Genomic DNA, 18,584 nt, shown 5'->3' with positions numbered 1-18,584 from the left:
AGTGTTCCCGCACGGCAGGACGATCCCGTGGGGCGGTGCGGGAACATGTGTTGCCGTACCCGTGTCCAGCGCCCAGCAGGTACGGCGCCCCGGTCGCCGACTCGCTCCCCCGTGAGTCGGCGACCGGGGCTTCTCTCGTTGGGCCCCGGCCCGTCCAGGCCGCCCCGTTCCTGCCGTCCCGGACGTCCCCTTGCTCCGAGCGCAGGTCGCGACGCTGCCGGTTCGGCGCGTGTACGGCAGGCCCTCCGAAGCCGCTCGACGGTCGGCACCTCGGTACCGACGCCCGCCCGCCCAGATCACACGGTGGCACACAAACATTGTGAGAAAGCGCTTACCAAACTTTCGATCGCCCTGTAGGTTTCTTCTGCCCAGCCACCAGACGTATGTCTCCCACCCCACCCCACCCCACCCCGCCCACGCCTGTGCGCGATCGGAGCCTCAGTGATCGATCAACCGACTCTCCTCCTCAGTGCCGACGCCTCGTCGATCCGTGTGCTGCTCGGCGAGGCGCCTCTGGCCACCTACCACCTGGGAGTGTCGGGGCCCCGCCCCTACCTGACCGACCTCGTCGGCCCGCGCCGGCGCCGGCTCACCAGACGCCATCCGGCCGGGGAGAACGCCGACCACCCGCACCACCGAGGCGTCTGGACCGGCCACCGCGATGTCGACGGCACGGACTTCTGGACCGAGTTCGAAGGGCACGGCCGCATCGCGCACCGCGCGCTCGACGAACTGACCGAGCGGCCCGGCGAGGCCCGGGTACGCCACACCCTGGACTGGCTGGACGCATCCGGTGCGCCCCGCCTGACCGAGCGGAGGACACTGCGCTTCCACAGCCCGTTGCCGGACGGGTCCCGGCTCATCGACGTGAGCACCATGCTCGCGCCGGCGGACGGTCCGCTCCGGCTGGGCGACACCAAGGAAGCCGGAATGGTGGCGCTGCGCGTCGCTCCGCCGATGGAGGAGGCGCGGGGCGGGCGCATCGAGAACGCCGAGGGGGCCGTCGGAGAAGACCGGTGCTGGGGCCGGCCCGCGGCGTGGTGCGACTACTCCGGTCCGGTCGACGGCGAGGTCGTCGGCGTCGCGGTGCTCGATCACCCGGACAATCCCCGCCACCCCACACCGTGGCATGTGCGCGACTACGGCCTCCTCGCCGCCAACCCCTTCGGCCACAAGGACTTCTTCCCCGGTCAGGACGGCGACGGCAGCCTTCTCCTGGACTCCGACGCACCGGTGACCTTCCGGTACCGGCTCGTGCTGCACACCGGTGACGCGGCCGCGGGACACGTCGCGGACCGCTTCGTCGACTACGCCGCCGAGCGGGGCGTGTGACGGATGCGCTTCGCCCTCTGCAACGAACTCCTCGACGACCGACCCCTCGACGGGGCCTTCCGCCTCATCGCCGAGACCGGCTACGAAGCGGTCGAGCTGGCGCCCTTCACCATCGCCGGGAGCGACGGAACGGTGACGCCGGAACGGGCCGCGGAGGTCGCACGTCTCGCGGCCCGCTACGGCCTGGACTTCACCGGACTGCACTGGCTGCTGGCCGGCACCCGGGATCTGCACGTCGGCGCCGCCGACCCCGAACGGCGCCGACGGACCCTGGACCACCTGACGCACCTCACGCGTCTGTGCGCCGACCTCGGTGGCCGTGTCCTGGTCTTCGGGTCCCCCGGACAGCGCTCCACCCCGCCGGGCACACCCCCCGAGGAGACCTCGCCCGTGCCGTCGACACCTTCGCCGCCTGGGGCCGGACCGCCGCGGAACTGGGCGTGACCGTATGCCTCGAAGCACTGCCCGTCGCGGAGACCGACACGCTCAACACCACCCAGGAGGTCGTCGACGTCGTCCGCACCATCGACTCGCCCGCCGTGCGGATGGTGCTCGACGTGAAGAGCATGAGCGACGAGCGGGTGCCGATCCCACAGCTCGTCGAACTCGCCGCACCGCACCTGGCCTACTTCCAGGCGAACGACGCCAACCGGGGCGGCCCGGGCTTCGGCACCACCGACTTCGTCCCCGTGTTCCGGGCGCTCGCCGCCGTCGGATACGACGGCGACATGTCGGTCGAGGCGTTCGACGCCACCCCCGGTGCCGAGACCGTGGCCCGCCGGAGCCTGACCTACCTGCGCGACTGCGCGGTGCGCGCCGCACGTGGCGACGCCGCCCCCGACGAAGGAGCAGCACGATGAGCACCGCCCGCCGACTGGTGTCCCACCGACCCGGCCGCATGGAACTGGAGCGCCACGACATACCGGACGAGCCGCCGCCGGGCGGCATCCTGGTGAGGGCCGACGTGACGCTGATCAGTCCCGGCACGGAGGTGGCCAACTACCTCGGCCGCACGGCGCAGCGCACGCTCACCAGCACCGAGCCCTACCACCCCGGCTACTCGTGCGCCGGCGTCGTGGAGGCCGTGGGCGAGGGAGTGGACGCCTTCCGTCCGGGCGACCGGATCTGCGGGCCGCTCCCGCACGCGTCGTGGGCCGTCGAGGACCGTCCGGAACGTCTCGCCCGCATGACGACGATCCCCGAGGGCGTCACCTCGCGCCAGGCGGCCATGACCCAGCTCGCCTGCATCGCGCTGAACGCCGTCCGGCCGGCCGCCGTCCAGCTCGGGGACAGGGTGGCGGTGGTCGGCGCCGGACTCGTCGGCCTGCTGGCGGCGCGGTTCGCCCGCCTCGACGGCGCTCACCGCCTGGCCGTGGTGGAGCTGCTGGCGCCCCGGCGCGAGGCCGCCCGCACGACCGGTGCGGACCTCGTGGCCGATCCCGCGGACCCGGACACGGACCAGCGGTTGCAGGCGCTCGCGCCGGACGGGTACGACGTGGTGGTCGAAGCCACCGGCGCGCCCTCCGCCTTCGTACCGGCGCTCGAACTCGCCGCCCGCGGCGGCAGGGTCGTCCTGCTGGGCAGCACCCGGGGACGGGTGGAGAACTTCGACCCGTACTCGGCCCTGCACCTCAAGGGCCTGCACGTGATCGGTGCGCACGTCTCCACCGCACCGAAGAGCGCGACCGTGCACGACAGGTGGACGGAGGCGGCCAACCGCCGGGTGATCCTCGAACTCATCCGCGACGGAGCCCTCGAGGTCGACTCGCTGATCACGGACGTCGTGCCACCGGAACAGGGCGGTGAGGCCTTCCGCGCCCTGGCCGAGGAACCGGCCGGCCACCTCGGTGTGGTCATCGACTGGTCGGCCTGACGCGGGCGGCCGCACGCCGATCCGCCCCACGCCCCCGCACGCGTCCGCGCCCCGTCGACCGGCAGGGCGGCAGGACGGCCGGACGGACGGACGGACGGACGGACAAGGGCCGCACCCCCAGAACCTCCTTCACCACCCCACTCCCACCCCACCTCCCTACCTTCAGGAGCGATTCGCATGAAAACCGGACCCGTCATCGCGGCGGGACTCCTCCTCTCGCTGGCAGTCGGCTGCACGACCGGCGCCCCGCCCGACGACGCGGCCGCCGACACCGGGGTCGCCGACGAGATCACCGTGTGGACGGTGGAGGACGTGCAGGACCGGATCACCGCCACCGAGAAGATCATCGCCGGGTTCACCGAGAAGAGCGGCGTCAAGGTCAAGCTCGTCGCCATCTCGGAGGCCCAGTTCGACAAGGTCGTCACGACCTCGGCCGCCGGCGGCACCCTGCCCGACGTGGTGGCCGCCCTCAGCCCCGCCGGCGTGCAGTCCATGGCGGTCAGCGGCCTGCTGGACACCAAGGCCACCGGCGAGGTCGTCGACAGCCTCGGCCGCGACACCTTCTCCCCGGCCGCGCTGCAACTCACCCGCGACGGCCAGGAGCAGACAGCCGTCCCCAGCGACGCCTGGACCCAGCTCCTCTACTACCGCAAGGACCTCTTCGCCGCGGCCGGTCTGGAGGCGCCGGACACGTACGAGAAGATCGAGGCGGCCGCCAAGAAGCTGACCGAGGGCGGCACTTCGGGCATCGCGCTCTCGACGAAGGCGGGCGACCCCTTCACCCACCAGTCCTTCGAGCACCTCGCGCTGGGCAACGGCTGCGAGATGGTCGACGGCAAGGGCACCGTGACACTGGACAGCACGGCCTGCGAGGAGTCCTTCGCCTTCTACGGCGACCTCGCCCGCTCGTACTCGGCCGACGGCAACCAGGACGTGGACACCACCCGGGCCAACTACTTCTCCGGCAAGGCCGCCATGGTGATCTGGTCCACCTTCCTGCTGGACGAACTGGCCGGACTGCGCGACGACGCGCTCCCCACCTGCCCCGCGTGCAAGGACGATCCCGGGTTCCTGGCGAAGAACACCGGCGTCGTCGGTCCGGTCAGCGGCCCCTCCGGCAAGCCCGCGCAGTACGGCCGGGTCACCTCCTGGGCGCTCACCAAGGCGGGCAACGCGGCCGCCTCGAAGCAGTTCGTCCAGTACATGATGGACGAGGCCTACACCGACTGGCTCGCCGTCGCGCCCGAGGGCAAGGTGCCGGTACGCAAGGGCACCGCACGCGACCCCCAGAAGTTCGTGAAGGCGTGGGGTGGACTCGAAGCGGGCGTGGACCGCAAGGCCCCGCTCACCGACTTCTATCCCGCCGACGTCATCAAGACCCTGATCACGGGCCCAGACGAGGTCGCCCCCTGGGGCTTCAGTCAGGGCCAGGGCGCGCTGGTCGGAGCCACCAACGGCCGGCTCCCCGTCGCCGAGGCCGTCAACGACATGGTCAACGGGACGGCGCCGGAGAAGGCGGCCCGGCAGGCCGACGCCGCGGTGACCGAGATCGCCGAGTCGCTGAAGTGAGGACACCGGGAAAGCAGCGCACCACGGCGCCCCGTGGCAGGACGCTGAGCCAACGCGACGCGAGAACCGGCCTCGCACTGATCACCCCCACACTCGTCGTGGTCGTGCTGGTCGTGCTGATCCCCCTGGCGTGGACCCTCTCGCTGGCCTTCCAGCCCATCACGCTGCTGAACGTCAGCTACGCCGGGTTCTTCGGCACGTTCACCCTGGACAACTTCCGCGCGGTCCTCACCTCCCCGGGGTTCTACTCGGCACTGTGGACCACCCTGCTCTACACCTTCGGGTCGACCGCCGGCTCCATCGTGGTGGGCATGGTCGCCGCCCTCGTGGTGCGGCGGAAGTTCCGCGGCCGGTCCCTGGTACGAGCGCTGATGCTGCTGCCGTACGTCGCTCCGGTCGTCGCCGTCACCTTCGTCTGGTCGGTGATGCTCAATCCCCAGTTCGGCATCGTCAACGAGTGGGGCACCCGGTACCTGGGGTGGGACGCCCCGGTCGCCTTCCTGTCCCAGCCGTCGACCGCCCTGCTCACCGTCATCGCCTTCGAGATCTGGCGGTACTACCCCTTCGCGTTCCTCTTCATGATGGCCAGGCTGCAGGCCGTGCCCGACTCGATCGAGGAAGCGGCACGCGTCGACGGCGCCACCCCGCTCCAGGTGTTCTGGCACATCATCCTGCCGCAGCTGCTGCCCACCATGGGTGTGCTCTTCGCCCTGCGGTTCGTCTTCACCTTCAACAAGTTCGACGACGTGTTCCTGCTCACCGGCGGCGGCGCCGGTACCGAAGTGGTCAGCGTCAGGGTCTTCGACTTCCTCACCGCGCACAAGGACGTCGGAGCCGCCTCGGCCCAGGCCGCGGTGCTCGCCCTGGTCCTGGCCGGCTACCTGGTCTTCCAGTGGTGGATCGGCCGACGAAAGGGAGGGTCGGAACTGTGACGACCACCGTCAGGGAGAACTCCGGCCGGACCGCGGCCGGCCCGGCGCCGGCCGGTCCGCCCCGCAGACCGTGGACGCGCGAACGCGTCGAGACCGAAGTGCTGCGGGTGCTCCGATGGGTGGCCATGGGCTGCTTCGTCCTCGCCTCCGCACTGCCCTTCTACTACATGCTGCTTCTCTCGGTGCGCAGCATCGACGAAGTCCTGCTCAACCCCGCCTCGTTGTGGGTCGACCTGCGCACCGTGTCACTGGACGCGTACGACCGCGTCCTCAGCTCCACCGAGGCCGGCGGCCAGGGCTTCCTCGCGCTGATCGGCAACAGCCTGGTCGTCGCCGGCCTGACCGTCGTCGTCACCCTCCTCGCGTCCATACCGGGCGCCTACGCCATCAGCCGGATCGCGTTCAAGGGGCGGCGGCAGGTGAGCGCGCTCTTCCTGGCCGTCTACCTCTTCCCGTCCGTCATCGTGGCGGTGCCCCTGTTCGTCATCTTCACCCGCCTCGGACTGCGGGGCTCGCTCGTCGGACTGGCCATCGTCTACGTGGCGCACACGGCGCCGGTCGCCATCTACATGCTGCGCGGCTACTTCGCGACCATCCCGGTCAGCCTGGAGGAGGCGGCCCTGGTCGACGGCTGCACCCGCCTCCAGGTCATCCGCCGCATCAGCCTGCCGCTGGCGAAGCCCTCGGTGATGGCGACCGCCCTGTACGTCTTCATGATCGCCTGGAACGAGTTCCTGTTCGCCCTGCTGTTCCTGGTGGAAAGACGCGACCAGTGGACCGTGTCACTGGGACTGTCCCAGCTCTCGGGGAGCATCGAGGTCCCGACGACGGTGCTGATGGCCGGCTCGGTGGTGCTGACCGTGCCCATCGTGGTGCTGTTCTTCACCGGTGAGCGACTCCTGGTGGAGGGCCTCACCTCGGGCGCGGAGAAGGGATGAGGAAGGAGCGCCCACTCCCACCGGACAGCGCGGGCCGCCTCCTCCAGCTGTTCCGTCAGGGGCGGGTGGCTACCCGCCGCGAACTCGGTGACGCCACCGGCCTGTCGCGTACCACCGTGACCGCCCGGGTCGACCAGCTGATCGGCGCCGGCTACTTACGGGAGGGCGGCACCGCGTCCTCCTCCAGTGGGCGCCCGCCGACACTCCTGGCCTTTGACGACCGGACGCCGACGGTGCTCGCCGCCGATCTGGGCGCCTCCCGGGGGCGCGTGGCGGTCACCGACGCGGGCGGCCGGATCCTCGCGGAGGACGTCCTGGAAAGCAGGATCGACGTCGGTCCGCGACGCGCGCTGTCGAGCGTCTGCGACGCCTTCGAAGGGCTGTTGCAGCGGGCGGCCCGCGGCACCGACAGCGTGTGCGGTATCGGCATCGGCGTGCCGGGGCCGGTCGACTTCCGCGCGGGTCGCGTGGTCCGGCCACCGGTCATGCCCGGCTGGCACGGCTTCGACGTCCGCTCCTTCGTGGGACGGCGGTTCGACGTACCGGTCCTGCTGGACAACGACGCCAACATGATGGCGATGGGGGAGTACGAGCAGGCCGCCCCCGACACCTCCTCGCTGATCTTCGTGAAGGTCGGCACCGGGGTCGGATCCGGCATCGTCGTCGGCGGCCGGCTCCTGCGCGGAGTGGACGGCGCGGAGGGCGACCTCGGCCACGTGCGCGTCCCCGGCATCACCCACCCCTGCGCCTGCGGAGCCGTCGGCTGCCTGGCGGCCGGTGCCGGCGGTTCCGCGATCTGCCGGGACCTGCGCGCCCTCGGCATCGACGCCGGCTCCGGCAGGGACGTCGTCCGGCTGGTCCGCGACGGCGACCGGCGGGCACGCGCGGCCGTCCAGGCGGCGGGAGCGCTGCTCGGGGAAGTGCTGGCGACGGTGGTGAGCCTGGTCAATCCGCGGACCCTCGTCTTCGGAGGCGACATCGCCGACACGGGCGAACACCTCCTGCGCAGCGTGCACGAGGCACTGCTGCGACGGACCCAGCCCCTCGCCACGCGAGGGCTGACACTGGCCACCAGCGAACTCGGCGACCGCGTCGGGATCGCGGGCGCCACGGCGACCGTGCGGGAGCAGGTCTTCTGCGCCGAGGCGGTCGACCAGCGCCTGTCCGCGCGGTGACCCGGGCGGACGGTCGGCCGAGGGCCCCACCGGCAAGCCGACGGGACGCCGCACCACCACACAACCGACCCGACAACGATCCAGGAGACCCACATGTGCACGGTCGACGGCGAGCAGACCGACGCGTCCTTCCCCGCGTTGCCGGGAGGAATCGGCGTCTCACGGCTTCGCGTGTACGACGTCGAGGACGCGCACGGCCAGGCGGGCGGCACCCCGCACGTCCACCTCGCCTGCGCCGAGGGGTACTACGTGCTGTCCGGCTCCGGCGCCGTGCAGACCCTGGGCGTGGCGAGCGGGTTCGCCACGACGCCCCTGCGGCCGGGCACCCTCGTCTGGTTCGACCCGGGCACGATCCACCGGCTGGTCGACGGCGGCGGACTGGAGATCCTCGTCATCATGTCCAACTCGGGACTGCCCGAGGCCGGGGACGCCGTGCTCACTCTGCCGCCGCACCTCCTCGCCGACCGTGAGACCTACCTGGAGGCGGCCGCGCTCACCGGCGAGGGAGAAGTCCGGACGGCCTCCGCCGTCCACCGCCGTGACCTGGCCCTGGAGGGTTTCGCGGCACTGCGCGCCGCATACGACGAGGAGGGGCCGGGCGCGCTGGACGCCTTCCACCGCGCGGCCGTCCGCATCGTCCGTCCCCTCGTACCGCACTGGCGCGGCACGTGGGAGCTAGGGGCCCGGAGGCTTGCCGACCGGACCGGAGCGGCACTGGAGGCGCTGTCGGCCGGCACCGCGCCGCACCTCCGGTCCGCCGCGGTGCGCCACCTGCCCGCACCGTCGGAGTTCGGCAGGCACGGCATGTGCGGTCGCCTCGACACGTACGACCTCGCACGGCACGAACGGCCCCTCCCTCCCGCCGTGGAGACCCGGGGAGATTGAGCACGCGCCCGTGGGCCGAGGGCGGCCCACGTCTCGGCGACGACCTCCTTCTCGTCCCGGCCCCTTCCGCTCAGTTCGCCGAGCCGACCAGGAACCCGAGTCCGGCCATCAGCCCGGCCCAGGCGACCAGCAGCGTCAGGCTGCACAGGATCAGCAGCCAGCCGGTCACGATGGCGAACAGGGCCGCACCCCGGTCGTGGCCCCCGAGTCGCTTGCCGCGACGGCGCCCCAGGTGTCCGGCCGGGACGGCGACGGCTCCGCACAGGAACATGGAGGCCGTGTAGAAGCCGCCCCACATCAGCCAGAACATGGGGGTCATCACGAGGGCCAGGATCAAGCTGACGCCCGCACCGGCGGCCCAGAGACCGATCCGGGCAGGTGTGTTGCGGACGACGGCACTCGCCGCGGCTGCCTGTCCAGTGTCGCCGGCCACGCTGGGTTCCTCCCCGTCGGTTGCTGGAGCAACCTTACTGGGCGGATCAGGCAGGGCGGGACGGTCGAGCCCCCCCGTCAGGGTCAGAGCCGTGCGCCGAAGGCGCGACGGTAGACGGCGGGGGAGACGCCGAGGCCGGCCCTCATGTGCGCCCGCAGGGAGTTGGCGGAGCCGAAACCGGCCCGGTGGGCGACCAGGTCGATGGACAGGTCCGTGGTCTCCAGCAGTTGCTTGGCCAGTTCCAGGCGTTGAGCGGTGAGCCACTGCACGGGGGTCATGCCGACCTCGTCACGGAACCGGCGGGTGAAGGAGCGCAGGCTCATCCGGGCGTGCTCGGCGAGCTGGGCCAGCGACAGCGGCTCGCCGAGATGTTCCAGGGCCCAGGCCCGGGTGGCCGTGGTGCCGGCGACGGTGGGGTCGGGGATGGGCCGGTCGACGTACTGCGCCTGCCCGCCGTCCCGCCAGGGCGGTACGACGCACATGCGCGCGGCCCGGTTGGCGGTGGCCGCTCCGTGGTCGCGGCGGATCAGGTGCAGGCAGAGGTCGACGCCCGCGGCCACCCCCGCGGAGGTCAGCACGTCGCCGTCGTCGACGAAGAGGACCTCCTCGTCGACCTTGACCTTGGGATACGCCCGGCGGAACTCGGGAGTCAGGTTCCAGTGCGTGGTGGCGGGACGGCCGTCGAGCAGCCCGGCCGCGGCGAGGACGTACGAACCGGAGCAGATGGACACCAGCCGGGTGCCGGGCCGGATGCCGGCGATGGCCTCGGTGACCTCGGGCGGCAGCGGGCCGCCACGGCCCAGCTCGGGCATGGCGTGGGTGGGCGGGACGATGACGGTGTCCGCCTCGGCCAGCGCCTCCGGTCCGGCCGCGGGCTGCACCATGAAACCCGCGTCGCTGAGGACGGGGGCCGCGTCGGCGGTGCAGACGACCACCTCGTACAGCGGACGGCCCTCGGAGTCCAGCGCACTGCCGAAGACGCGGGAGGGGATGCCCAGCTCGAAGGGCGGTACGCCGGGCAGGGCGAGCACCGCGATCCGGTGCCGCCGACCGCTCCGGTCCGCCCGGCTCCGGTCCGTCCCCGCCGGAACCCGCCGCGCAGTACTCATGGCCAGATCCTGTCACATAGTGGCCGGAGGGCCAACACCGCGGGCCGCCGGGAAGGCCGATCGTGGTGGGCGTCGCCGGGTCTCCGGCGGCACGTACCGATGGAGACGAAGGACGAGGCCGGGAACATGCGTGCAGTGGTCGTGGAACAGTGGGGCGGACCGCGGGAGCTCGTCGAGCGCGAGATCGAACGCCCGGAGCCCGGGCTGGGTGAGGTCCTGGTGCGGGTGCGCGCGGCCGGGGTGAACCCGGTGGACTGGAAGACCCGGGCCACGGGCTCCCTCATCGAGTGGGGCACCCGGCCGGCGGTCGGCTGGGACGTGTCCGGCACGGTCGAGGCCGTCGGCCCGGGAGTGGGCGTCTTCCGTCCCGGGGAAGAGGTGTTCGGAATGCCGCTGTTCCCGCGTCAGGCCGGCGGATACGCCGAGTACGTGGTGGCGCCGGCCCGGCACCTGGCGCGCAAGCCGGCCGGACTGACCCATGTGGAGGCGGCGGCGCTGCCGCTCGCCGCGCTGACCGCCTGGCAGGCCCTCGTGGACACCGCCGACGTCCGGCCGGGGGAGCGCGTGCTGGTGCACGCCGCGGCCGGAGGCGTGGGGCACCTCGCGGTGCAGATCGCCAAGACGCGCGGTGCCCACGTCATCGGGACGGCCGGCGCGGCCAAGCACGCCCTGGTGCGGGAACTCGGGGCCGACGAGATGATCGACTACCGCTCGGTACGGTTCGAGGACGTGGTCTCCGACGTGGACGTCGTGCTGGACGGCCTGGGTGGCCGTACGGCCGAGCGGTCCGTGCGGGTGTTGCGCGAGGGGGGCCGGCTGATCACGTTGCCGGGACCCGACGACGTCCCCGCCGCCCCGCAGGGGGTACGGGCGATGTGGATGCTGGTCGAGCCGGACCACCACGGTCTGCGGGAGATCGCCGCGTTGGTGGAGCGGGGCAGTCTGAAGCCGGTCGTCGAGACGGTCCTGCCGCTGGCCCAGGCCGCGAAGGCGCACGAGATCGGTGAGCAGGGCCGCACCACCGGCAAGATCGTCCTGACGGTCGACTGACGGGACCGGCGGTCGCCCGCCTGCCGGCCTTCCGGGCCACGCAGGAGATCCGGTCCGCCCGTCAGCCGATCGGGATACCGGTCAACGGGCCGCACATGTAGTTGCCCGGTTCGGTCGGGTCGTCGCTGATCCAGAACTGCATCCACAGCTCGGCGAACTCGGGGCGGGTGAGGAACCCGTCGGCATCCCGGTCGAGAACCTCGAAGGTCGTCCCCACCGCGACCTCGCGGCCGTGCCACACGTCGATCAGGCGTCGGTGCTCACCGCGTGAGATGCGGCCGTCGCCGTCCTCGTCCACCGCGTCGAAGACGGTGTCGGCCGTGGCGGTGACGGCTTCGCGTATGCCACCGAGCCGGTCGACCATGGCCAGGAGGTCGTCCATGTCGATCCGGCCGTCCCGGTCCGTGTCGACGGCCGCCGCCAGCTGCTGCCACCAGCCCAGCATCACACTCCGCACCCGGTCGGCCAGCTCGGCCTCCGCCGTGACGCGGGGCAGGCGGCCCCAGCGGGCTGCCAGGGCGTGGAAGTCCTCCTCCTGGAGGTACCCGTCGCCGTTCGCGTCGAAGGCGTCGAACATCGCGCGGAGCTTGACGCGCTGGAACTCACTGGCCATACGAGCCCTCCTCGTTGCCGGAAGTGAGGAGAGGCTGTCCAGGCGCGCCGGCTGCCTAACAGCGCTCGCGCGCACTCCCCGGAGACTCGGTAGCACCGTGCGCCGGTTCCGCGCTCCGTGCGCCGGTGCTCCGGCAGGCGCGATCATGGACGGCCGACTGCCCCTGGCCGGCCGCACCGGCTGAAGTATCCTTCCGGCCACCGCACACCGAGTCAGAGGATCAAGGGCATTGACTGGCCTGTCTGCTTTCCCGCTGCCGTTCCACGCCTCCCGCTCCATAGCGTTCGCCGCTCCCCGCACACTGCGGGAACTCCAGATGATGCGTTGCAGCTCCCTCATCAGGGAAAAGCCGCGGTGGTTCGAGAAGATGCGCGATGCCGACATCGTCGGCAGGTGGTCGCGAGAGGCGATCGCCCAGGGCCTCACCGAAGCCCAGGTGCGTTTCGTGCTCGACGAACTCTCCCACTACGCCTCGCTGCGGGACGGGCGAACCGGTGCCGAGGTGTCCGCCGTCGACGGGGTGTGGCAGTCGGACACCCTGGTCGACGAAGAGCTGAGGGGCCGGCTGCGTGAGGCGGTCCGCGTCCTGGAGGAGGTCCCCGAAGCCGAACGGGACTGGCATCCCGGGTCCGGCGGCCAGGTGCTCGACCTGGTGCACCCTTCGCTGTTCTGCCTGGTGAGAGGGGTGAGTGGCGAGCCCGAGAAGGCCTGGCGGAACCCGACGAACCGCTACTCGAAGTACGAGTTCTCGGAAAGGTTCCAGTGGCTGCCCACGGACGTCGACGTCAGTGACGACGGTGACGTGGTCTTCCGTTCCTACGTCAACAACGTCCACCCCGAGACGCATGGCGCCCTGTCCTCCGTCCTGCCGGACCTGTTCGCACGCATGCTTCCGCTGCTGGAGAACGTGCTCACCGACCTGCGTCATCCGCGCCCGCTGCGGATCGAGGCGGATCCCTACGGGTGGTACGACTCCGAGCCGGAGCACCCCGACCGGGCCGCCTACAGCGACGCCGAGGCCTACGCCGAAGCCCTGCGCGAATGGGAAGTGGACCAGGACGACTGGTGGGAGAACCGCCGCCCGGTCGTTCCGGACGCTCCGGCCTTCACCGCGCCCGAGTCGCCCGACGAGGACGCCCGGGTCTCCCTGCGCGGTCGCCGTCTCCAGGTCATCGTCAAACTCGCCACCGTCCACCTCACCCCGGACAAGCCCGAGTACGCAGGCGGCTCCTGGCACGTCGAGGGCATGCTGAACGAGCGGATCGTCTCGACCGGCATCTACTACTGGGACAGCGAGAACATCACCGAGAGCCGGCTCGGATTCCGTTCCGCACTGGACGATCCGAACTACGAACAGAACGACGACAACGGCCTGCGCGAGGTCTACGGCCTGGAGAACGAGGACGCGCTGAACCAGGTGCTGGGATCGGTGCCGACCCCGGCCGGCCGCTGCCTGGCCTTCCCGAACGTCCTGCAACACCGCGTCGCTCCGTTCGGCCTCGCGGACCCCACCCGCCCGGGACATCGCAAGATCCTCGCGTTCTTCCTGGTCGACCCGTCGGAGACGATCTTCTCGACGTCCGACGTGCCGCCGCAGCAGCCGTGGGCCGACACCTCGACCATGACGCTCGACCAGGCCAGGGAGTACCGCGAGCAACTGATGCAGGAACGCAAGTTCTTCGTCGACGAACACAACGAGCAGCTCTACGAGCGGGAGTTCTCCCTCTGCGAGCACTGAGCACGGCCCGGCGCGGCCACGCTTCCCCCCGCCCGGTTCGCGCTCTGATCGTCGCGTCGGCAGGATAGGGGCATGACCGAGATCCGCACCCCTCGCCTCCTCCTCCGCCGCTGGGTGGACGACGACCTCGTCCCGTTGTCCGAGATCCACGCCGACCCGGTGGTGATGCGGCACCTCGACGACGGCAGGCCGCGCTCCGTGGACCAGACCGCCGAGGACATCGAGGGCTGGGAGGAGGAGTGGGACGAGGAGGGCTTCGGGGTCTTCGCGGTCGAACTCCTGGGCTCCGGTGAACTGGCGGGTGCCGTCGGCCTGTCCGTGGCCGACGCGCCCGCCGAGGCGGCCGGCCAGGTCGCGATCACCTGGCGGCTGGGGCGGGTCTTCTGGGGACAGGGCTACGCCTCCGAAGCGGCGCACGCAGCCTTGGAGTTCGCCCTGCAGGACCGCGGACTCGACCGGGTGGTCGCCGTACTGAGGACGGAGGACAGCGCGTCCACGGCCGTGGCCGACAAGCTCGGCATGCGGCCCGAGGGCTCCGCACCGCACCCGGTCCACGGCCACGAAGTGCGGATCCACGGTATCGACCTGACGCAGTACCAGGTGTAGCGGCGGGCGCCGTGGGTTCCGGGCCCGGCGCCCCTCGGGACGACTACGCCCCTGATCCGGAGCCCTGCTTCCGGTGGGCGTGGAAGCGTGCCTTTTTCTGACGGTTTCCGCACGTGTTCATGTCGCACCATCTGCGGGTGCGGCTCTGGCTGGTGTCGAAGAACGCGGCTCTGCACGTCGGCGACGCGCACAGGGCCAGCTTCCCGTCGCGTTCGCCGGCGATGACGTCGATCGCGTCGGCGGCGACGACGCTCAGGGCATCCTCCACGCAGGAAGCGGAACCGAGTCGCCACTGTCGTCTTTTCTCGGGCGTGAGGACGGCCGCGGCCCGGCCCTGACTGCTGCGGTCGTTGATGACCTGGACGGCGGGCGCGGGGAGGGGGTCCCCGAGGGCGGCCGCCGTGAGGGCCGCGTGCACCGCCTCCCGTAGCTCCCGGGCGAGTTCCAGTTGAGCGGCGGTGCAGGACCGCACGGTGAGGCCGCTCACCGCCAGCCAGTCGACGAGTCGCTGCGGGGTGGGGATGCGCTCCACCGGGTCCCCGCACCGCTCCGTCAGGGTCGCCGTGAAGCTGGTCGCCAGCACCTTGCCGAGGCGGAAGTCGGGATACCGGGCGTGCATGGAACCACCTTAGCCGGTTGTACCCGGCCGTCCCGGATGTTAGAACCGTCGTAGCCGGTTCACGAACCGCCTGAGCCGGTTCACGAAGGGATCAAGTCCGGTTCCGCGACGACCTGGAGGCCCCGTGTCCCGCGACGTGCAAGCATGCGAAACCCACGCGACCGACGCCGAACTCGACGATCTGCGCACGCGACTGGCCGCGGCGCGGCTGCCGGAAGCGGAGACGGTCCGTCGCTCCGAGCCCGGCCCTCGCCGGTGGGACCAGGGTGTTCCGCTCGCCGACCTCGCCGCTGTGGTGGACTACTGGCGCACCGGCTACGACTGGCGGCCGTTCGAGGCCCGCCTCCACCGGATCGGCCAGTTCCGGACGACCGTCGACGGTCTCGGCATCCATTTCCTGCACCGCCGATCCGCACGCGCGGACGCCACTCCTCTGATCCTGACGCACGGCTGGCCGGGCAGCGTCGCCGAGTTCACCGATGTGGTGGACGAACTGGCCGATCCGGCGGACGCGGCCGCGCCGGCGTTCCACGTGGTGGTCCCGTCGCTGCCGGGCTTCGGCTACAGCGACAAGCCGGCCACCACCGGGTGGGGGATCGAGAAGATCGCGGCCGCCTGGGTGGAACTAATGGACAGGCTCGGCTATCGCAGGTTCGCGGCCCACGGCGGTGACTGGGGAGGTGTGATCACCACGGTCCTCGGCGGCAGGTTCCCGGCGCGGGTCCTCGGCATCCACACCACACTCGCGCAGGCGCCGCCCGGGCTGACGACGGACGGGCTGAGCGCGGCGGAACGCGCCTGGGCCGAGGAGACCCGCGCCTTCTGGCTCCACCGGGCGGCGTACGCGAAACAGCAGGCCACCCGGCCGCAGACCATCGGCTACTCGCTCGTCGACTCACCGGTCGGACTGCTCGCCTGGATCCTCGACAAGTTCGCCGAGTGGACGGACACCGAGGACAGCCCGTTCGAGACGATCCCCAGGGACAGGATCCTCGACGACGTGACCCTGTACTGGCTGACGCGGACCGGAGCGTCGTCGGCCCGGATCTACTACGAGAGCCACCGGGCGCTCGACCCGGACCTCCGGGTCGACGTCCCCTCGGCGATCACGATGTACCCCCGCGACATCGAGAAGTGCCCGCGGCCCTGGGCCCGGGAGCGGTACCGGCGGATCGTCCGATGGCGGTCGCCGGACGCCGGGGGTCACTTCCCGTCGCTGGAGGTCCCCGGGTATTTCGTCAGGGATCTGCAGGAAGGTCTCGCGGCGGTGCTGGCCGCCGGTCGCTGATCGCGGCCGGCCCGGAGCCCGCGGCCACCGTCAGGGGGCCCGCCCCCTCGCGGGCCCCGCCGGCACCGTCCCTTCGGTCAGACGGGGGTCGTCCGCGTCGGGTCGAGGACGGGTTCGAGGCGTACGACGATGCCCTTCGACGTGGGCTGGTTGCTGACGTCGGCGACGCTGTCCAGCGGCACCAGGACGTTCGTCTCGGGGTAGTAGGCGGCGGCCGAGCCCTTGGCGGCCGGGTAGGGCACGACCTGGAAGTTCTCGGCCCGGCGCTCGACGCCGTCCGTCCAGACGCTCACGAGGTCCACGCGGTCGCCCGGGGAGAGCCCGAGCGCGGACAGGTCGGCCGGATTGACGAGCACGACGCGGCGACTGCCGTGAATGCCGCGGTAGCGGTCGTTGTCGGAGTACGGGACGGTGTTCCACTGGTCGTGCGAGCGCAGCGTCTGGAGCAGCAGGTGGCCCTCGGGCGCCCGGGGGACCACCCGCTCGTTGCACGTGAACAGGGCCTTGCCGACCCCGTTGTTGAAGACGCCCTCGTTGACCGGGTTGGGCAGTTGGAAGCCCCCGGGGCGCGTCACCCGCGCGTTGAAGTCGTGGAAGCCCGGCACCACGCGGGAGATGCGGTCGCGGATCGTGCCGTAGTCGCCCTCGAACTCGCCCCAGGGCAGGTCCGCCTTGCCGTCCAGGGTCCGCCCGGCGAGCCGGCACAGGATGGCGACCTCGCTGAGCAGCATCCGGGAGGCCGGTTCGAGACGCCCCTGCGAGGTGTGCACCTCGCTCATCGAGTTCTCCACGGTGACGAACTGCTCGCCGTCGGCCTGGACGTCACGCTCGGTGCGTCCCAGGGTCGGCAGGATCAGCGCGGTGTCTCCGCAGACGGTGTGCGAGCGGTTGAGCTTGGTGGAGATGTGGGCGGTCAGCCGGCACGAGCGCATCGCCTCCTCGGTGACCTCGCTGTCGGGAGCGGCCCGGACGAAGTTGCCCGCCAGGGCGAGGAAGACCTTGACGCGGCCCTCGCGCATCGCCTTGATCGAGTCCACCGAGTCCAGGCCGTGCGGGCGCGGCGGGTCGAAGCCGAACTCGTCCCGCAGGGCGTCGAGGAAGGTGTCCGGCATCTGCTCCCAGATGCCCATGGTGCGGTCGCCCTGGACGTTGCTGTGGCCGCGCACCGGGCAGGCGCCGGTCCCGGCCCGTCCCAGGTTGCCGCGCAGCATCAGGAAGTTGACGATCTCCCGGATGGTGGGCACGCCGTGCTTGTGCTGGGTGATGCCCATCGCCCAGCAGACCACGACCCGTTCGCTGCGCAGGACCTCGTCGCGGACCTTCTCGATCTCCTCGCGGGTCAGCCCGGTCGCCGTGCGCACGTCGTCCCAGTCGACGGTGCGGGCGTGCCGGGCGAACTCCTCGAAGCCGGAGGTGTGCGCGGCGATGAAGTCGTGGTCCAGGACGGTGCCGGGCCGGGCGTCCTCGGCCTCCAGCAGCAGGCGGTTCAGGGCCTGGAAGAGGGCGAGGTCACCGCCGGGCTTGATGTGCAGGAAGCGGTCGGCGATCTGGGTGCCGCGCCCGAGGACCCCGCTCGGCTTCTGCGGGTTCTTGAAGCGTCGCAGACCGGCTTCCGGCAACGGGTTCACCGCCACGATCCGGGCTCCGCCCCGCTTGGCCTCCTCCAGGGCGCTGAGCTGGCGCGGGTGGTTGGTCCCCGGGTTCTGCCCGACCAGGAAGATCAGGTCGGCGTGGTGGAGGTCGTCGAGGGTGACGGTCCCCTTGCCGGTGCCCAGGGTCTCGCTCAGGGCGAAGCCGCTGGACTCGTGGCACATGTTGCTGCAATCGGGCAGGTTGTTGGTGCCGAAGGCGCGGGCGAAGAGCTGAAGGACGAACGCGGCCTCGTTGCTGGCGCGGCCGGAGGTGTAGAAGACGGCCTCGTCGGGGGAGGACAGCGCCCGCAGTTCGCGGGCGAGGACGCCCAGGGCGTCGTCCCAGCCGATGGGCTCGTAGTGCTCGGAACCGGGCCGTTTGATCATCGGCTCGGTGAGCCGCCCCTGCCGGTTGAGCCACATGTCGGAGCGGCCGGCGAGGTCGGAGACGCTGTGCTCACGGAAGAAGTCGGCGGTGACCCGGTGCGTGGTGGCCTCGTCGTTGATGTGCTTGGCGCCGTTCTCGCAGTACTCGTTGCGATGGCGCCGCCCCGGGGCCGGGTCCGCCCAGGCGCAGCCGGGGCAGTCGATCCCGCCCACCTGGTTCATGGTCAGCAGGTCCACCCCCGTCCTGCGCGGGGAGGTCTGCTCCAGGGAGTACTCCAGCGCGTGCACGACCGCGGGGACTCCGGCCGCCCACTTCTTCGGCGGTGTCACGGAGAGGGTCTTCTCCGGCTCCTCGCCGGGCGGGTTCTGCATCGGTTCGCCTTTCTCTTGCCGTGTCCGCTCTCGC

The 18,584-nt window shown here is 71.5% G+C and carries 18 protein-coding genes; 13 read left to right on the top strand and 5 right to left on the bottom strand.

Annotation, left to right across the window (positions count from 1 at the left end; genetic code table 11):
• Positions 1-441: 441 nt before the first annotated feature.
• The 9 genes from AC07FV_RS16230 (at position 442) to AC07FV_RS16190 (ending at position 8,704) form a co-directional block, all read left to right on the top strand.
• The gene (locus AC07FV_RS16230) at positions 442-1,332 is read left to right on the top strand and encodes a DUF6807 domain-containing protein (protein ID WP_479087775.1); all 891 of its coding nucleotides are present in this window, start codon (positions 442-444) and stop codon (positions 1,330-1,332) included.
• Positions 1,333-1,335: 3 nt separating this feature from the next.
• Positions 1,336-1,776 (top strand): sugar phosphate isomerase/epimerase family protein, encoded by a 441-nt coding sequence (locus tag AC07FV_RS16225; protein ID WP_479087774.1) that lies wholly within the window; start codon positions 1,336-1,338, stop codon positions 1,774-1,776.
• On the top strand, positions 1,773-2,192 hold the full coding sequence (locus AC07FV_RS16220) for a sugar phosphate isomerase/epimerase family protein (protein WP_479087773.1): 420 nt from the start codon (positions 1,773-1,775) through the stop codon (positions 2,190-2,192). Before AC07FV_RS16225 ends, AC07FV_RS16220 begins: the two co-directional genes overlap by 4 nt.
• A complete protein-coding gene (locus tag AC07FV_RS16215; RefSeq protein WP_479087771.1) occupies positions 2,189-3,205 on the top strand; it encodes a zinc-dependent alcohol dehydrogenase in 1,017 nt (338 codons plus the stop codon). The genes AC07FV_RS16220 and AC07FV_RS16215 overlap by 4 nt, the downstream gene beginning before the upstream one ends.
• A 177-nt stretch (positions 3,206-3,382) precedes the next feature.
• Positions 3,383-4,774, top strand: coding sequence for an ABC transporter substrate-binding protein (locus tag AC07FV_RS16210; protein ID WP_479087769.1), 1,392 nt, complete (start codon positions 3,383-3,385; stop codon positions 4,772-4,774).
• The gene (locus AC07FV_RS16205; protein WP_479087767.1) at positions 4,771-5,706 is read left to right on the top strand and encodes a carbohydrate ABC transporter permease; all 936 of its coding nucleotides are present in this window, start codon (positions 4,771-4,773) and stop codon (positions 5,704-5,706) included. Before AC07FV_RS16210 ends, AC07FV_RS16205 begins: the two co-directional genes overlap by 4 nt.
• A gap of 125 nt (positions 5,707-5,831) precedes the next feature.
• On the top strand, positions 5,832-6,644 hold the full coding sequence (locus AC07FV_RS16200; protein ID WP_383644282.1) for a carbohydrate ABC transporter permease: 813 nt from the start codon (positions 5,832-5,834) through the stop codon (positions 6,642-6,644).
• Entirely contained in the window at positions 6,641-7,819 is a 1,179-nt protein-coding gene (locus tag AC07FV_RS16195; protein ID WP_479087766.1) for an ROK family transcriptional regulator, read from the top strand. Before AC07FV_RS16200 ends, AC07FV_RS16195 begins: the two co-directional genes overlap by 4 nt.
• Positions 7,820-7,912: 93 nt before the next feature.
• The gene (locus AC07FV_RS16190; protein ID WP_479087764.1) at positions 7,913-8,704 is read left to right on the top strand and encodes a cupin domain-containing protein; all 792 of its coding nucleotides are present in this window, start codon (positions 7,913-7,915) and stop codon (positions 8,702-8,704) included.
• A 70-nt stretch (positions 8,705-8,774) separates the two neighbouring features.
• Here AC07FV_RS16190 and AC07FV_RS16185 read toward each other — a convergent pair whose 3' ends face one another.
• Both AC07FV_RS16185 and AC07FV_RS16180 read right to left on the bottom strand, forming a co-directional pair.
• Positions 8,775-9,137, bottom strand: a complete 363-nt coding sequence (locus AC07FV_RS16185; RefSeq protein ID WP_479087762.1) for a hypothetical protein — start codon at positions 9,135-9,137, stop codon at positions 8,775-8,777.
• 83 nt (positions 9,138-9,220) lie between these two features.
• Entirely contained in the window at positions 9,221-10,246 is a 1,026-nt protein-coding gene (locus AC07FV_RS16180) for a GlxA family transcriptional regulator (RefSeq protein WP_479087760.1), read from the bottom strand.
• A gap of 126 nt (positions 10,247-10,372) precedes the next feature.
• Between AC07FV_RS16180 and AC07FV_RS16175 the strand changes: the two genes are divergently transcribed.
• Positions 10,373-11,296, top strand: a complete 924-nt coding sequence (locus tag AC07FV_RS16175; protein ID WP_479087759.1) for an NADP-dependent oxidoreductase — start codon at positions 10,373-10,375, stop codon at positions 11,294-11,296.
• A 61-nt stretch (positions 11,297-11,357) separates the two neighbouring features.
• Here AC07FV_RS16175 and AC07FV_RS16170 read toward each other — a convergent pair whose 3' ends face one another.
• Positions 11,358-11,909: an EF-hand domain-containing protein gene (locus tag AC07FV_RS16170; protein ID WP_479087758.1), complete on the bottom strand. Its 552-nt coding sequence runs from the start codon at positions 11,907-11,909 to the stop codon at positions 11,358-11,360.
• A gap of 229 nt (positions 11,910-12,138) precedes the next feature.
• Here AC07FV_RS16170 and AC07FV_RS16165 point away from each other — a divergent pair, with 229 nt between their 5' ends.
• Both AC07FV_RS16165 and AC07FV_RS16160 read left to right on the top strand, forming a co-directional pair.
• A complete protein-coding gene (locus AC07FV_RS16165) occupies positions 12,139-13,647 on the top strand; it encodes a DUF4246 domain-containing protein (protein ID WP_479087756.1) in 1,509 nt (502 codons plus the stop codon).
• 72 nt (positions 13,648-13,719) lie between these two features.
• The gene (locus tag AC07FV_RS16160) at positions 13,720-14,253 is read left to right on the top strand and encodes a GNAT family N-acetyltransferase (RefSeq protein ID WP_479087754.1); all 534 of its coding nucleotides are present in this window, start codon (positions 13,720-13,722) and stop codon (positions 14,251-14,253) included.
• A 43-nt stretch (positions 14,254-14,296) separates the two neighbouring features.
• Here the strand turns inward: AC07FV_RS16160 and AC07FV_RS16155 are convergent, their stop codons facing one another.
• The gene (locus tag AC07FV_RS16155) at positions 14,297-14,872 is read right to left on the bottom strand and encodes a CGNR zinc finger domain-containing protein (RefSeq protein WP_479087753.1); all 576 of its coding nucleotides are present in this window, start codon (positions 14,870-14,872) and stop codon (positions 14,297-14,299) included.
• Positions 14,873-14,996: 124 nt separating this feature from the next.
• On the opposite strand from AC07FV_RS16155, the gene AC07FV_RS16150 reads away from it, so the two are divergent.
• On the top strand, positions 14,997-16,160 hold the full coding sequence (locus AC07FV_RS16150; RefSeq protein ID WP_479087752.1) for an epoxide hydrolase family protein: 1,164 nt from the start codon (positions 14,997-14,999) through the stop codon (positions 16,158-16,160).
• 77 nt (positions 16,161-16,237) lie between these two features.
• On the opposite strand, the gene AC07FV_RS16145 is transcribed toward AC07FV_RS16150, so the two are convergent.
• A complete protein-coding gene (locus AC07FV_RS16145) occupies positions 16,238-18,550 on the bottom strand; it encodes an FdhF/YdeP family oxidoreductase (RefSeq protein WP_479087750.1) in 2,313 nt (770 codons plus the stop codon).
• Positions 18,551-18,584: the final 34 nt, after the last annotated feature.

The sequence above is a fragment of the Streptomyces sp. NPDC045956 genome, from assembly GCF_056430705.1.
The sequence above is the reverse complement of the archived record's forward strand: the minus strand, read 5'-3'. Positions and strand labels throughout refer to the sequence as shown.